A 14,510-nucleotide genomic window follows, 5' to 3' on the forward strand; every position below is an offset into this window, starting at 1 on the left:
AGCGCCTAACACACAACAACGAAGGACCAACCGTCGTACACCACTCCAAAGGACTTGACCAGCCCAGCACCACGCCGCGTGAGCCCGGTGCGATGACGCCGACCCGGCGCGGAGCGTGCGGAACCACCCGGGGCGACCGGCCATACCTCACCCGTCCCCCTGATAGCCCGCTGTCCTTGGCCGGGTCGGACCGGGTCAAGGGCGCGCACGCGTCGCCGCAGGCGATTTTCAACCCTTGACGCGGGCCGACCCGGCCTGACAATTCGCGACTCCTCAGGGGGACGGGTGACCACGGAAAAACCCCGGCCCCACGCGCACACGCGACCACACGCGCCGACTCGCCCGCGCCGACTCGCCCGCGCCGACTCGCCGACTCGCCGACTCGCGCCGACTCGCGCCGACTCGCGCCGACTCGCGCCGACTCGCGCCGACTCGCGCCGACTCGCGCCGACTCGCGCCGACTCGCGCCGACTCGCGCCGACTCGCGCCGACTCGTGACCATTCGTGCCGACTCGCGAGTGAAGACGCATGAACCCGTCGCAAAACACGGGCCCGGGCAAACCCGTTCCTGGCGTTTTTCGGTCCGAATCCGCCTCCTCCGTCGCCGGCCGGCACAAGGTCCGCAGTGGCTTGGAGGGCGGATTCGGACCGACGAACGCCAATTAGATGCGTGGAGCGAGCAGTTTTGCGCAGCGAATCGAGGGCTTGCTTCATCCTGGGACATCGGACAACTTCCCCCGCCGTCGCTCAGACAGCGGCGCCGAGGCCACGATAAGTCCTGACGTGGTCTGAGGTCTGAGCTTGTAACGCGTTGATTAAGTGGACGCTCAATCCGGCTGACAACGTTGACATGCGCAGTTTGCACCGGCCACGATGTCGGACAACTCCGCCCGTGGGGTGGTCCGCCGATCTCGGGAGTGTGTGATGCCGCGTCTGTCTCGTTCCACGCGTTTGTTGGGGGTGACCCTCGGACTCGCCCTGGCTCTGACCGCCTGTGGTGGCGGTTCCGGTGAGGGTGAGGGCTCCGGCGGTGCGAAGGGGGTCACCATCGCGCTGTCGGCCGAGCCGATCGAGTGGATCAACCCGCTGAACGAGAACGGCAGCCCGGGTATTCAGGTGGCGCAGGCGATGTTCGCGCCGCTGGTGACGACCGACGCGAGCACCGGCAAGCTGCAGAACGTGCTGGCCGAATCGGTCACGCCGGACGCCACCAGCCAGACCTGGACGATCAAGCTGAAGAAGGGCAACACCTTCCAGAACGGTCAGCCGCTGACCGCCAAGGACTACGTCGACAGCTGGAACCTGACCGCCCAGGGTTCGAACGCCTGGAAGAACAACGGCTTCTTCTCCAAGGTCGAGGGCTACGACGCGCTGAACCCGGAGACCGCCGAGGGCGCGACGCCCAAGCCGACCGCGGTGAAGGCGATGACGGGCCTGAAGCTGGTGGACGAGCACACCTTCTCGGTGAAGCTGAAGTACCCGTTCTCGCAGTTTGGGCTCACCCTGCAGTACATGGGACTCGCGCCGCTGGCCGAGGAGGTTCGTAAGGACCCGAAGGCCTACGAGCGCAAGCAGATCGGCAACGGCCCGTACAAGCTCGCTACCGGCGAGTGGAAGGCCGGCGAGGACATCAAGCTGGTGAAGTGGGACGGCTACAAGGGCCCGAACGCGCCCGAGGCCGACTCGATCACCTTCCGGTTCATTCCGAACGAGGACACCGCGTACAACGAGTTCCTGGCCGGTACGGTCGACTTCGTTTCGGTGCCGGCGACCAAGATCCAGACGTTCAAGACCGACGCGCCGGATCGCTGGATGCTGAGCGAGAGCTCCGGTAACAACTACTGGGCTTTCCCGACCTGGGACCCGCGCTTCGCGAACCCGAAGCTGCGGCACGCCTTCTCGATGGCCATCGACCGGGAGGCGTTCGCCAAGCTGGTCGGTATCGCCACCCCGGCCACCGGTCTGATCGCGCCCGACATCAACGGCGCCCGGCCCGGCGCCTGCAAGACCTGCAAGCTGGACGTCGCAGAGGCCAAGCGGCTGCTCGCCGAGGCCGGCGGTTTCAACGGCCCGCTGTCGATCTACTACAACACCACCCGCGCCACCGGCCAGATCTTCGCCGAGGCGCTCGGCAACATGATCCGGCAGAACCTCGGCATCGAGGTCAAGTACGTCGGCAAGCAGGGCTCGGAGATCACCAAGCTGGCCGACGACCGCAAGCTCGACGGTATGCGCCTGTCCGGCTGGGGTCACGACTACCCGTCGATCGAGGACTACCTGACGCCGATGCTCAAGTCGACCGGTGACGCGAACTTCGCCGGCTACAAGAACCCGAAGCTGGACGACCTGCTGGCCAAGGGTGACGCCGAGCCGGACCAGGAAAAGGCGATCAAGATCTACCAGCAGGCCGAAGACCTCGCGCTGCAGGACCTGCCGCTGATTCCCTTGTGGCACGGGCAGAACGCCTACCTGCACTCGGAGCGGATCCAGCCGCGGAACTCGAAGTTCCTCGGGGTGCAGCCGCTCTACTCGACCTTCAAGTGATCCGTTTCATTCTCCGGCGGGTGCTGGCCGCGATTCCGATCGGCATCGTCGTCACGCTGGGGGTCTTCGCGCTGGTGTTCGCCATGCCCGGAGACCCCCTGCGGGAACTCGCCGGTGACAAGCCGATTCCGGAGTCGGTGATGGCGGCCATGCGGGCGCAGTACCACCTGGACGAGCCGTTCATCGTGCAGTACCTGCTGACCATGCGCGACATCTTCACCGGCAACTTCGGTACGACGTTCGCCGGCGCGGATATCGCCCAGCAGTTGGAGATGCGCATCCCGGTGACGCTGCAACTGGCCCTGCTGTCAAACGTGTTCCAGTGGGGCGCGGGTCTGTTGTTCGGGATCTACGCCGGGTTCAAGCGCAACGGCCTGGTCGATCGGTCCTTGTTGCTGGCCACCCTCGTCATTCTCGCCGTACCCGGTCTGGTGGTGTTCTTCGCGGGCCAGTTCCTGTTCGGCGTACAGCTCAAGTGGTTCCCGGTGTCGGGGACGGCGGACGGGTTCCCGATGTCGTACCTGCTGCCCGCTTTGCTGATCGGCCTGCTCGGGTTTGCCGGGCTGGCCCGGTTGATGCGTACGTCGATCGTGGAAACGGTGAACGCCGACTTCGTGAAAACGGCCCGGGCCAAGGGCCTGGGGGAGCAGCGGGTGTTGTGGCGGCACATCCTGCCGAACGCGATGCTGCCGGTCGTCACCTTCATCGGGCTCGACCTGGCCGGCATGTTCGGTGGCGCGATCCTGACCGAGAGCATCTTCAACCTGCCCGGGCTCGGCCAGTTCATGTTCCAGGCGATCAAGCTGAAGGAGGGTGGTGTGGTGGTACTGCTGTCGACGCTGGCCTTTGTCACCTTCATCCTGATCAACCTTTTGGTGGACGCGTTGTACGGCATTCTGGATCCGCGGGTGCGCCATGTCTGACGTTCAGGCGGTGGTCGGGGCCGAGGCGCAGGACGTCGGCGGAACGCTGTCCAACAAGGACTTGCTGCGCGCGCTGTTGCGCAAGCCGCAGTTCGTGCTGTGCAGCCTGTTGTTGCTGGTGTTCTTCACGATGGCGGCCGTGCCGAGGTTGTTCACCTCGGTCGATCCGCGCAGCTGCGACCTGTCGAAGAGCCGGGCCGGTCGCGAGCCCGGGCATCTGTTCGGGTTCGACATCCAGGGCTGCGACTACTTCGCCAATGTCGTGTACGGCGCGCGGCCGTCGGTGCTGGTCAGCATCGTCGCCAGTTTCGGCGTCTTCGTACTCGCGGCGGTGCTCGGCCTGCTGGCCGGGTACTTCCCGGGCTTCGTGGACAGCCTGATCTCGCGCACCGCGGACGTGCTGTTCTCCGTACCGGGCATCGTCGTACTGATCGTGATCCTGAATTCGGTGCCGAACCGCAGTATCTGGGTGATCGTCGGCGTCATCCTGCTGATCGGCTGGCCGCATGGCATGCGGCTGATGCGATCCACCGTGTTCTCGGTGCGGAACCGGGAGTTCGTGCTGGCCGCGCGCTCGATCGGAGTGCCGCCGTTGCGGATCCTGCGCAAGCACGTCTTTCCGAACGCGATGGCGCCGCTGCTGGCGATGACCACGCTCGGCATCGGCGGCATGGTCGGCCTGGAGGCGGTACTGACCTTCCTCGGCGTCGGACTGCAGCCGCCGACGATCTCGTGGGGCAGCCAGTTCGGTGTCGCCGCGTCGTACCGCGACACCCCGCATCTGTTCATCTGGCCGGCGCTGTTCATCTCGACGATGACGATCTCGTTCATGATCATCGGCGACTCGATCCGCGACGCCCTCGACCCGAAGCTGCTGCGATGACTACCGCCTCGATAGGTGAAGTGCTGCTCAAGGTGGACAACCTGAGCGTGGAGTTCGACACTCCGCGCGGCGTGGTCCGGGCCGTCGACGACGTGTCCTGGCAGGTCCGCGCGGGTGAGACGCTCGCGATCTTGGGGGAGTCGGGCTCGGGCAAGAGCGTTTCGACCCAGGCGCTGACCGGGATTCTGGAGATGCCGCCCGGGCGGATCGTATCGGGCACCGCCGAGTATCGCGGTGACGACCTGATCGCGATGTCGGTGCGGGAGCGGCGCAAGATCGTCGGCGACCGGATCACGATGGTCTTCCAGGACTCGTTGTCCGCGCTGAATCCGGTTCAGTCCGTCGGCCGGCAGATTGCCGAGTGCTATCAGGTCCACCGGGGCATATCGAAGCGCGACGCGATGAAGCGCGCGGCCGAGATGCTCGACCGGGTCCGGATTCCGGCGGCGGCCAAGCGGGTGAACGACTACCCGCACGAGTTCTCTGGCGGAATGCGCCAGCGGGTGATGCTGGCGATGGCCCTCGCGCTCGATCCCGACGTATTGATCGCGGACGAGCCGACGACCGCGCTGGACGTCACCGTGCAGGCGCAGATCCTCGAGCTGATCGCGGAGTTGCAGGCCGAACGGCAGATGGGCGTTGTGCTGATCACGCACGACCTTGGCGTGGTCGCGGATGTCGCCGACAACGTCGTGGTGATGTACGCCGGCCACGTGGTCGAGCGGGCTCCGACGACCGAGGCGCTCGAACGGCCGGTGCATCCGTACACCGAGGGCCTGCTCGGTTCGATGCCGTCGGCCGAGCTGAAGGGGCAGGAGTTGCCGACCATTCCCGGTACGCCGCCTTCGTTGCACGCGATGCCGTCGGGTTGTGCGTTCCGCCCGCGGTGTCCGCTGGCGATCGACGAGTGCGCGGACGAGCAGCCACCCCTGCTGGCGGTGGCGCCCGGGCGCGAGGCGGCCTGTATCCGTCGTACGTCCTTGCCGGAGCCGAGAGTCGAGGAGACGATATGAGCGGCGAAGAGTTGCTGGTGGCAACGAATCTGGTCAAGCACTACGACATCAGCGAGTCGTTCTCGTTCGGGCGCAAGACCGTGGTCCGGGCCGTCGACGGGGTGGATCTGACCCTGCGCAAGGGCGAATCCCTTGGCATCGTGGGCGAGTCCGGTTGCGGCAAGTCCACCCTGGTCCGGCTGTTGTCCGCGCTGGAACGGCCGACCGCCGGCGAACTGCACTTCGACGGCGTCGACGTGAACAAGCTGCGCGCGAAGGCCTTGCGGCAATGGCGGCGCCGGATCCAGGTCGTGTTCCAGGACCCGTACTCCAGCCTCAACCCGCGAATGCGGATCGGCGAGATCGTGGCCGAACCGCTGGAGGTTCACCCCGAGGTCTCCAAGGGCCTGAAGATTCGTAACCGGGTGCGCGAGTTACTCGAATTGGTAGGCCTGCGCGCCGAGGACGAGACGCGTTTCCCGCATCAGTTCTCCGGTGGTCAGCGCCAGCGGATCGGTATCGCCCGGGCGATCGCGCTGAACCCGGACGTGCTGCTGTGCGACGAGCCGGTCTCGGCGCTCGACCTTTCGGTGCAGGCGCAGGTGGTGAACCTGTTGATGCGCCTGCAGCGGGAGCTCGGGTTGAGCATCATCTTCGTGGCGCACGACCTGTCCGTCGTTCGGCACGTGTCGGACCGGGTGGCGGTGATGTACCTCGGCCGGGTGGCGGAGCTTGGTGCCGATACCCAGGTGTACGACGTACCGGCGCATCCGTACACGCAGGCCCTCCTCAGCGCCGAGCCGGGTTTGGCGCGGGCAGGCCGTCGCCGGATCGTGCTGGCGGGGGATCCGCCTTCGCCGGTCGCGCCGCCGCCGGGCTGCCGGTTCCACACCCGATGTCTCCGGGCCGAAGCCCGTTGTTCGACCGAGGTACCGGAATTGCGGGTGATTCCGTCAGGTCAGCAGGTTGCGTGTCATTTCGCCGAAGATTCACAAGCCCGATACACGGCGATGGCAAGAATCTGACGCCGGGATGCAACCATCGGTAGATGTCCGTCGTTGGGATCTACGGACGCACCGATCGTTGTTTACCTGGGGATGAACAGAAGATGACGCAGAGCCGCTTCACCGTCGAGCCGTTACCGAGCAGTTCGGTCACGGGGCCGCTGTCCGCCGCCGGCGTGCTGCTGACCGACGAGCACGGCCGGATCCTGATGGTCTCGAACCCGTACCGTGAGGGCCTGGTGCTGCCGGGGGGCGGTATCGAGTTCGACGAGTCGCCCGCGCAGGCGGCCGAGCGCGAGGTCCGGGAGGAGCTTGGCCTGGTCGTGTGCGTGACCCGGCTGCTGGCCGTTCACCACCGGACCGATCCGTTCCAGCCGGCCGTGACGCTCTATGTCTTCGACACCGACCCGATTCCGAGCAACACGCCGCTGGTGCTCCAGCCGGGCGAGATCACCGAGACCTTCTGGCTGCCCCCGGCCGAGGCGATCCGCCGGCATGCGTTCCGCGGTCAGCTCCGCCTCGAGGCCGCCCTGCAGGCCCGGGCCACCGGCCAGACCCTCTACCTGGACGACACCCACACCCTGCCGTTCGACTGATCCACCCGGGCGGCAGCCAAGACCACGCCTACGCGGGCATGGCGGTGGGACCCTCGGCCACCAGGCGACCGGAGAGTCCCACCTGGCATCAGGTCTACCCCGCCGATGCCAGCCCTACTCCCGTTGATCAAGGATTTTTCGCGGGTGAGATTGTAGGGGGGTCTGAGGTTCTTCAACGGTTGGCGGCGCTCACCGTCAAATAACCTCAAACACACCCCACTGGGGGTTCGATGTCAGCCGGAGAGGGAGCGAATGACGATCAAGGTGGGCGTGCTCGGGGCCAAGGGCAAGATGGGGTCCCAGACCTGCCAGGCGGTCGAGGCCGCGGCGGACTGTGAGCTGGTCGCCGCGCTGGATCAGGGCGACGAGCTGCAGCAGCTGGTCGACGCGGGCGCGCAGGTGGTGGTCGACTTCACCCGGCCCGAGGTTGTGATGGACAACCTCGAGTTCTGCATCGGGCACGGCATTTCCGCGGTCGTCGGCACCACCGGTTTCGACGAGCAGCGCCTCGACACGTTGCGCGGCCGGCTCGCGTCGAACCCGGATGTCGGTGTGCTGATCGCGGCCAACTTCTCCATCGGCGCGGTGCTGATGATGCGGTTCGCCGCCCAGGCCGCCCGGTTCTACGAGTCGGTAGAGATCATCGAGCTGCACCACCCGGACAAGGTCGACGCCCCCTCGGGCACGGCCCGCCGTACGGCGGAACTGGTGGCGGAGGCCCGCCGCATTGCCGGGAGCCCGCCCGTGCCGGACGCCACCACCCAGGAACTGCCTGGCGCGCGTGGCGCCGAGGTGGAGGGCATTCGCGTGCACGGTGTGCGGCTGCGCGGGTTGATCGCCCACCAGGAAGTCTTGTTCGGCGACACGGGGGAGACCCTGACGATCCGGCACGACTCGCTGCACCGGGAGTCGTTCATGGCCGGGGTCCTGCTCGGCGTCCGGCGGATCGGCGGCACGCAGGGGCTGACCGTGGGCCTCGAGCACTTCCTCGACCTGGATGCGGCGCGCTGACGTGACCGCCAAGCGCGTCGTTCTTGTCCTGGCCGCGGTCTTCCTCATTTACGCGGGGCTGCTCGGCTATCGGGGCATCCTGCTGATCGGAACCGGCGAACCGGTCGGGATCCTGCTCGGCCTCGCCGTACTGGTGATCCCGGTCATCGGCGCCTACCTGGTTTGGCGGGAGTACCAGTTCGGCCGGGCGACCGAGCGCCTCGCGGGCGAGCTGGAGGCGTCCGGCGGTCTGCCGGTGGACGATCTACCGCGCCGGCCGTCCGGCCGGATCGTGCGGGCTGCCGCCGATGAGGCCTTCGTCCGGTACAAGGAAGAGGCCGAGGCGGCACCGGAGGACTGGCGGGTGTGGTTCCGCCTCGCCACGGCGTACGACGCGGCCGGTGATCGTAAGCGGGCCCGTTCCGCCATGCGCACCGCCATCGCCAAACACGCCTGATCCAGGCTCCGCCGCGCTGGATCGCCTGACAACCGGGGCGGTGCGGGTTACGGTTTCGGAGTTGGGTTTGTCTTAAGACACATCTGGAGCCTTCCCTTGCAGGCAGACGGGTCTCGGCGCGGCATGGACGACGCCCATGGCGCGACGTTCGGTGATCTGCTCCGACGGCACCGGCGTGACGCTGGGTTGTCGCAGGAGGGGCTTGCCGAGCGAGCCGGGCTGAGTGTTGATGCGATCGCCGCGCTGGAACGCGGCCGCCGCCGGGCGCCCCGCGCCCACACCCTGCGACTGCTGTTCGATGCCTTGGGCCTCGATCCGCTGGACCGCGCACAGCTCACCTCGGTGGCACACCGCCAGGGCGAAGGCCAGCGGCCCGCCTTGCGACCCATGCCTGTCCCCGCCGGGGAGCTCGTCGGCCGGACGGCAGACCTGGCGCAAGCCAGCAGGCTGCTGGGTGAAGGCGGAACGCGGCTGCTCACGCTCACCGGCCCGGGCGGCATCGGCAAGACCCGGCTGGCGCTCGCGACCGCGGCGGCGGTCGCAGCGCGGTTCGAGGAAGGCGTGTGCTGGATTCCGCTGGCCTCCCTGACGAACGTGGTCGCGGCCATCGGCGCCGCGCTCGGCCTGCCGCCATTGGAGGGCGAGCGCGCGATCGAGGAGGCCGCCGAGCACCTCAGCCGCCGGAACCTCCTGCTGGTACTCGACAACTGCGAGCACCTCCTGACCGAGGTCGCGTTGGCCGGCGCGACCCTGCTGGAGTGCTGCCCGAACGTCAGCATCCTCGCCACCAGCCGCGAGCTACTGCGCATCCCGGGCGAGACGGTGCACGTCGTACCGCCGCTCGCGCTCCCGCGGCAGGACTGGCCCGAGGAACGCCTGGCGGATTCGCCCGCGGTGCAGTTGTTCCTGGAACGGGCCGCCGCGCGGGGCCAGCCCGGCCTCGACCGGTTCAGCCAGGTCGCCCGGGTCGTTCGCCGACTGGAAGGCATGCCGCTCGCGATCGAGCTGGCCGCCGCCCGGACGAACGTGCTGACCGTTGACGAGTTGGCCTCCGAGCTGGAGGACTCCTTCGCGATCCTCACCGGTGGTTCCAGTACGGCGTTGCCACGCCAGCAGTCGTTGCGAGCGGCAATCGCCTGGAGCCACGATCTGCTGACGCCACCCGAGCGGGAGCTGTTCGCCACCGGCGCGGCCTTCTCGGGTGGGTGGACCCTGGCCGCGCTCGCCGCCGTCGCGACCGGGCAGACCGAGCCCGGGCCGATGCCGCGCGCCGAGATCCTCGATCTGACCAGCCGACTGGTCGACAAGTCGCTCGTCCGGGTCAACCGCGACGGCGGCACCGCGCGGTACGACATGCTCGCGGTGATCCGCGAGTTCGCGATGTCCCAGCTCGAACAGTCCGGCCGGTACGACGAGGTGGCCCGCCGCCATGCCGCGTTCCACGTGGCGCTGGTCGAACAGGCCGAGGCGCATCTGCGCGGTCCGAACCAGGGCGACTGGCTGAACCGGCTCGACCTCGATCTCGACAACCTGCGCGTCGCGATCACCTGGGCATTGCGAACCGGCGCGACCGCCGAGGCGATGCGGCTCGCGGGCGGTCTCTGGCTGTTCTGCTACCTGCGCGGGTACTACGCCGAAGGTGCCGAGTGGCTGGAGCAGGCCCTCAAGCTGGCCGAACAGGCCGGCGACGAGAAGGACCTCACGCCGTCCAAGGCCAAGGCGCTGGTCGGCGCGGGCATGCTCGCGTTCCTTCAGTGCGAGTACGACGTGGCGACGGAACGGCTGGAGACCGCGCTCGCGTTGTACCGCGACCTGGCGGACGAGGCCGGTACGGCGCTGGTGCTGCAGCGGCTCGGGGGAGTAGCCCGGGAGCGCGGCGACTACGAGCAAGCCGAGGTGTTGCACCGGCAGAGCCTCACGCTCGCGGAAAGCCTGGGGGATCGATCGGCCGAGGCCTGGGCCCAGAACCACTTGGGCTTCGTGGCCTGGTTGCGCGGGGATCTGGCCGTAGGCGCCGAGTGGTGCCGGCAGGCGCGGGAGACCTTCCGCTCCCTCGGTGACGGTGAAGGCCTGGCCTGGTCGCTGATCAGCCTCGGCGCGATCGCGCAGTACGGGGGTGATCTGGCCGGGGCGGAGACCTTGCTGCGGGAGAGCCTGGCGTTGTCGCAGCGGCTGGGCTATCGCGAAGGTGTCGCGTGGTCGCTGAACCAGCTCGGCATCGTCGAACGGCGGCGCGGCCGGACCGAACGGGCCGTGCACCTGCTGGACGAAAGCCTCGCGGAGCACCAGGACCTGGGGGATCGCTGGCGCTCCGCGAGTGTTCTGGAGGAACTCGCCACGGTGGCCAGGCAGCGTGGGCGGCCGTCGTACGCCGCTTTCCTGCTGGGTGCCGCGGGTGGTCTCCGGGAAGTGATCCGGGCTCCGGTTCCGTTGGTCGAACAGGCCGATCTCGCCGCCACGCGGGCCGCGGTCGAAGCTGAGCTCGATCCAGGTGACCTGGCCACCGCGCGTGCGGCCGGCCGGGCCGTGCCTCTTCATTCGGTCGCGGACGGGTATCCAGCGTCTACCGATCCGCCCGATCAGTGACGCCGGAGCCCCGTACCGCCTTAACCGAACCCGTCGATGCCCCCATCAACGGGTCTCGGCCGGTTGTGCCTGTCTGACCCCCCAGGCAGTCCCCCCACGCACAACCGGCCGCACCTCGTCTGCGTTGCCCCTGACGTCGGGCCCTCCCCTACGGCGTCTGGCGCTCCCGCGATGTCTTAATGCTTCTAGGCGGCGCGCTTTGCTCCCAGGGACGTAACCCTGACATTGCCCTGACAACCCGGATCTGACAACGAAGGTCCGGAATTTCCGGTAGCGGTGTGTGATCGCCCGTTTCTGCTGCGCTGTTATCGGCGGCTTGATTGCGGCCCGGGCGAGTCCCAATTGATACCTGACGGCGGCCGTCGGGATGGGGCGCGTTCCTACGCTTCGAAGAGTTCGAGCCGGCGGACGGAAAACGGGGCGAGTGATGACGGAACGGCGCGTGGCCTGGGCGGACGTCGCAAAAGGCGTCTGCATTCTGCTGGTCGTGCTCTGGCACGTGATCATGAAGCATTACCTGCAGATCGACTGGCGGATCTCGTCTCCGGTACCAGGTGCCTGGGGCAAGCTCAGCGAGCTGCTGCTGCCGTTGCGAATGCCCTTGTTCTTCACGATCTCGGGCCTCTTCGCGGTCAACGCCGTACGGCGTTCGTGGCCGGACCTGCTCCGGACCCGGGTGGCGAAATTCGGTTATCTGTATGCGCTCTGGCTGGTCATTCATACGATTGTTCTCGCGGCGGTGCCCGATTTCGGTACGGAGCGGGCCGGTAACGTACTGGAATTCCTGGCCCAGCTGACGATCACGCCGCCGAATCTTTGGTACCTCTACGCGCTGGCGTTGTACTTCCTGATCGCCAAGCTGGTTCGGGGTATACCACCCGCACTGATTTTGGCAGCCGCCTTCGGGTTGTCGGCGATCGCGGCCGCTGGACTACTCGAGGTACCGGGTAATCGGGGTGGCGTCTACCAGAACCTGGTGTTCTTTCTCGGCGGGCTTTACGGCAAGGCCCTGATCGAGCGGCTGGCGGCGAACGCGAGCTGGACCCGGCTGGCTCTCGTAGGTGTTCCGTACGCCGTACTGCTCGGGGTGATCGAGGCGTACGACGCGAAGACCTGGTTCGGGATTTGGCCGTTGGCGAGTGTGGTCGCGGTGGGGCTGGGCGTGACCGCGGCCGGCCTGATTACGCGATCGGCCGTGCTGACGGACGGCCTGGCGAATCTCGGTCGGAGGACTTTGCCGATCTACGTGTTGCACATGCCGTTGCTGGCGTTGACGCACGCGTTGCTGATCGGCCCGCTGTCGGCGGCGAGCCCGGGAGTACAGGGTGTTGTCGCGCTGTTCGAGCCCGTCGTACTGACGGCGTACCTGGTTTGGCTTTGCCTGAACCTGCGGCGGTTCCTGCCCGACGTGCTGTTCGACCTGCCGAGGCGGGCGGTTGAGCCGGTCCGGGTTGGGACGTGAGACGCCTCCGTCCGAAGCTGGAGGAGCTTCGGACGGAGGCGGGAGGTCAGAAGCCGCTGAGGGTCTTGTTGTACCGCGCGATACGCGCCAGCGGGCTACCCGTGCTGGCGGTCGCACTCATCGCGGTGGCCGGTTCCGGCTCACGCTGACGCGGCGCGGGAATACCCTCGCCCTGGCAGACGACGTCCATCGCGGGGGAGCGGCCGGTGGTCAGGAAGGCGTCGACCACCTTGTCCACGCACTGGTTGATACCGCCGTAGATGCCGTGGTCACCTTCACCGGCGACGCGGACCAGGCGGGAGCCGGCGTACTGCTCGTGGGCGTCCATCGCCAGTGACACGTTGGTGGCCGGGTCGTGATCGGACTGCACCATCAACGTCGTCGGCAGGCCCTCGCCGGTCGGCACGGGCATGTCGAGGCTCGGGCGATCCCAGTAGTAGCAGGGATTCTGGTTGGCGCTCCAGCCGAGCAGGGGATAGCGCGGACCGAGCTCGGCCGAGAGGTCGTCGGCGTAACCCTGGCCGCGTGGCCACTCCGTGTCGTTGCAGGTGATGGCGAAGAAGGTCGAGTTCGACGCGTCGTCGGACAACGGCAGCCCGAAACCGAGCCGGCGCTGCATCGCCTGCTTGCCGCGCTTCGCATGTGCCAGCTTCACGGCAGCCGGTAGTGCGTCCACCTTGCGCTGAGCGGCCTTCGCGCCCTTCTTGGCCATCGTGTCGCGCAGGTCGTTGATGAACCTCAGGTCCTCGGCCAGCGACTGGAAGTCCTGCTTGGAGTACATCGAGTTCGCGATCATGCCGTCGAGCGTGTTCTGGTCGTAGCGCACGACGATCATGCCGTCGAGGAACGACTCGATCGCGGGCTCCGCCTTCAGCTTCGCGCGCAGGCGTTCGTAGTACGCGACGACCTGCGCGGGGGTGCGCCCGAGCTGCAGCCGGCCGTGGTACTTCGCGGCCCAGCCGGCGAAGTCCTCGCGGAAGCGGCGCTCGAAGGCCTCGGGCTGCGCCTCGAACGTCGTCTGCCACGGCTGGGTGAAGTCGGTGTTCGAGTCGAGCACGAACCGGCCGACGTGCTCGGGGAAGTACGTCTGGTAGTACGCGCCGAGCCAGGTGCCACCGGAGTACCCGACGAAGTCCAGGTGGTCGAACCCGAGCAGCTCCCGGATCAGGTCGAGGTCCTTCACGGTCTGCTCGGTGGTGACGAACGGCAGCAGGTCGCGCGACTGCCGCTCGCAGTACGTGCTGGTCAGTTCCGCCGCATCCGCGATCAGGTCGAGGTTCTCCTCGTCGCGATCGCGCGCGTCCATGGTGAACATCGGCGAACCGTCACAGGTGACGTTGCTGCTGTTGCCGGTGCCACGCGGGTCGAACCCGACCGCGAGATGGCCCTTCGCCAGCGCGGGCCGGCTGGCCAGGAACGGCGCCATGCCCAGGCCGGGCGCGCCGGGACCACCGGGATTGCCGACCACGATCCGGCTCGGCTTGCCCTTCTTCGGCGCGACCCGGCTGACCGCGACCTCCAGATCGACGCCGGCGCCCTGGTTGTTCCAGTCGCGGGGCACGGTCACCATCGCGCACTGCGTACGCAGGCCCGGCTCCCCGCACTTCTTCCAGGTCGGCTCCTGCTCCAGATAACGTTCGGCCACCACGGTCCGCGTCGGCTGGACGGTGACGATCAGGTCGGCGGACGCCGCGGTGGCACCCGGACCCGGAATGAACGTGAGCGCGAGAGCGCCGGCACCGAGGCTTCCAGCCAGGGCACGGAACTTCATACATCCTCCAACGGACGGCCTTGCAGGATCCGATGCAGGGTGCGGCTGCCGGTACTGCGTGATTGGTCCGTCGCAATCTGTCACGCCCCACCGCCCCAGGTCCACTTCCACCCCGGCCCGTCGCCATTTCAGTTCCCCAACCCCTAAAGACGTACGCCAACCCGGGCAGCGAACCGCCCGGGTGGGAATGGGTGGAGGGTGGCGTTGAGTCGTCCGAATTCGCCCGCCTGTGTTGCCCGATGGCTGATCCGCCGCGGTCAGGGGCGAGCGGATTCAGATGAATCAACGCAAGGCTGGGCGCG

General features: G+C 67.6%; 11 protein-coding genes. 10 read left to right on the forward strand and 1 reads right to left on the reverse strand.

Annotation, left to right across the window (positions count from 1 at the left end; all coding sequences use genetic code 11):
• Nucleotides 1-960: 960 nt before the first annotated feature.
• From ACFFGN_RS13435 to ACFFGN_RS13480, 10 genes are all read left to right on the forward strand, one after another.
• Nucleotides 961-2,544 carry a peptide ABC transporter substrate-binding protein gene (locus tag ACFFGN_RS13435; protein ID WP_380047113.1) on the forward strand — a complete coding sequence of 528 codons (1,584 nt, stop codon included), beginning with the start codon at nucleotides 961-963 and terminating at the stop codon, nucleotides 2,542-2,544.
• A complete protein-coding gene (locus tag ACFFGN_RS13440) occupies nucleotides 2,541-3,467 on the forward strand; it encodes an ABC transporter permease (RefSeq protein ID WP_380047115.1) in 927 nt (308 codons plus the stop codon). The genes ACFFGN_RS13435 and ACFFGN_RS13440 overlap by 4 nt, the downstream gene beginning before the upstream one ends.
• Complete coding sequence (locus ACFFGN_RS13445) at nucleotides 3,460-4,350, forward strand: ABC transporter permease (RefSeq protein WP_380047118.1); 891 nt, start codon at nucleotides 3,460-3,462, stop codon at nucleotides 4,348-4,350. The genes ACFFGN_RS13440 and ACFFGN_RS13445 overlap by 8 nt, the downstream gene beginning before the upstream one ends.
• Nucleotides 4,347-5,363 (forward strand): ABC transporter ATP-binding protein, encoded by a 1,017-nt coding sequence (locus ACFFGN_RS13450; RefSeq protein ID WP_380047120.1) that lies wholly within the window; start codon nucleotides 4,347-4,349, stop codon nucleotides 5,361-5,363. Before ACFFGN_RS13445 ends, ACFFGN_RS13450 begins: the two co-directional genes overlap by 4 nt.
• Nucleotides 5,360-6,367 (forward strand): ABC transporter ATP-binding protein, encoded by a 1,008-nt coding sequence (locus ACFFGN_RS13455; RefSeq protein ID WP_380047123.1) that lies wholly within the window; start codon nucleotides 5,360-5,362, stop codon nucleotides 6,365-6,367. The genes ACFFGN_RS13450 and ACFFGN_RS13455 overlap by 4 nt, the downstream gene beginning before the upstream one ends.
• A gap of 83 nt (nucleotides 6,368-6,450) precedes the next feature.
• Complete coding sequence (locus tag ACFFGN_RS13460; protein ID WP_380047125.1) at nucleotides 6,451-6,942, forward strand: NUDIX domain-containing protein; 492 nt, start codon at nucleotides 6,451-6,453, stop codon at nucleotides 6,940-6,942.
• 252 nt (nucleotides 6,943-7,194) lie between these two features.
• The gene (gene dapB, locus ACFFGN_RS13465; protein ID WP_380047127.1) at nucleotides 7,195-7,953 is read left to right on the forward strand and encodes a 4-hydroxy-tetrahydrodipicolinate reductase; all 759 of its coding nucleotides are present in this window, start codon (nucleotides 7,195-7,197) and stop codon (nucleotides 7,951-7,953) included.
• Between the two features lies 1 nt (nucleotide 7,954).
• Nucleotides 7,955-8,389: a tetratricopeptide repeat protein gene (locus ACFFGN_RS13470; RefSeq protein WP_380047129.1), complete on the forward strand. Its 435-nt coding sequence runs from the start codon at nucleotides 7,955-7,957 to the stop codon at nucleotides 8,387-8,389.
• A 123-nt stretch (nucleotides 8,390-8,512) separates the two neighbouring features.
• Nucleotides 8,513-10,975, forward strand: a complete 2,463-nt coding sequence (locus tag ACFFGN_RS13475; RefSeq protein ID WP_380047131.1) for an ATP-binding protein — start codon at nucleotides 8,513-8,515, stop codon at nucleotides 10,973-10,975.
• 427 nt (nucleotides 10,976-11,402) lie between these two features.
• Nucleotides 11,403-12,437, forward strand: a complete 1,035-nt coding sequence (locus ACFFGN_RS13480) for an acyltransferase family protein (protein ID WP_380047133.1) — start codon at nucleotides 11,403-11,405, stop codon at nucleotides 12,435-12,437.
• Between the two features lie 46 nt (nucleotides 12,438-12,483).
• Here the strand turns inward: ACFFGN_RS13480 and ACFFGN_RS13485 are convergent, their stop codons facing one another.
• On the reverse strand, nucleotides 12,484-14,208 hold the full coding sequence (locus ACFFGN_RS13485; RefSeq protein ID WP_380047135.1) for an alpha/beta hydrolase: 1,725 nt from the start codon (nucleotides 14,206-14,208) through the stop codon (nucleotides 12,484-12,486).
• Between the last annotated feature and the right edge of the window lie 302 nt (nucleotides 14,209-14,510).

It is taken from the genome of Kribbella deserti, from assembly GCF_042434725.1.
Taxonomy (GTDB): domain Bacteria; phylum Actinomycetota; class Actinomycetes; order Propionibacteriales; family Kribbellaceae; genus Kribbella; species Kribbella deserti.

Excerpts from the sequence above, each read along its gene's own strand:
- ACFFGN_RS13460 (WP_380047125.1), top strand. The coding sequence starts at position 6,451 with ATGACGCAGAGCCGCTTCACCGTCGAGCCGTTACCGAGCAGTTCGGTC.
- ACFFGN_RS13485 (WP_380047135.1), bottom strand. The coding sequence starts at position 14,208 with ATGAAGTTCCGTGCCCTGGCTGGAAGCCTCGGTGCCGGCGCTCTCGCG.
- ACFFGN_RS13445 (WP_380047118.1), top strand. The coding sequence starts at position 3,460 with ATGTCTGACGTTCAGGCGGTGGTCGGGGCCGAGGCGCAGGACGTCGGC.
- ACFFGN_RS13450 (WP_380047120.1), top strand. The coding sequence starts at position 4,347 with ATGACTACCGCCTCGATAGGTGAAGTGCTGCTCAAGGTGGACAACCTG.
- ACFFGN_RS13480 (WP_380047133.1), top strand. The coding sequence starts at position 11,403 with ATGACGGAACGGCGCGTGGCCTGGGCGGACGTCGCAAAAGGCGTCTGC.
- dapB (WP_380047127.1), top strand. The coding sequence starts at position 7,195 with ATGACGATCAAGGTGGGCGTGCTCGGGGCCAAGGGCAAGATGGGGTCC.
- ACFFGN_RS13455 (WP_380047123.1), top strand. The coding sequence starts at position 5,360 with ATGAGCGGCGAAGAGTTGCTGGTGGCAACGAATCTGGTCAAGCACTAC.
- ACFFGN_RS13475 (WP_380047131.1), top strand. The coding sequence starts at position 8,513 with ATGGACGACGCCCATGGCGCGACGTTCGGTGATCTGCTCCGACGGCAC.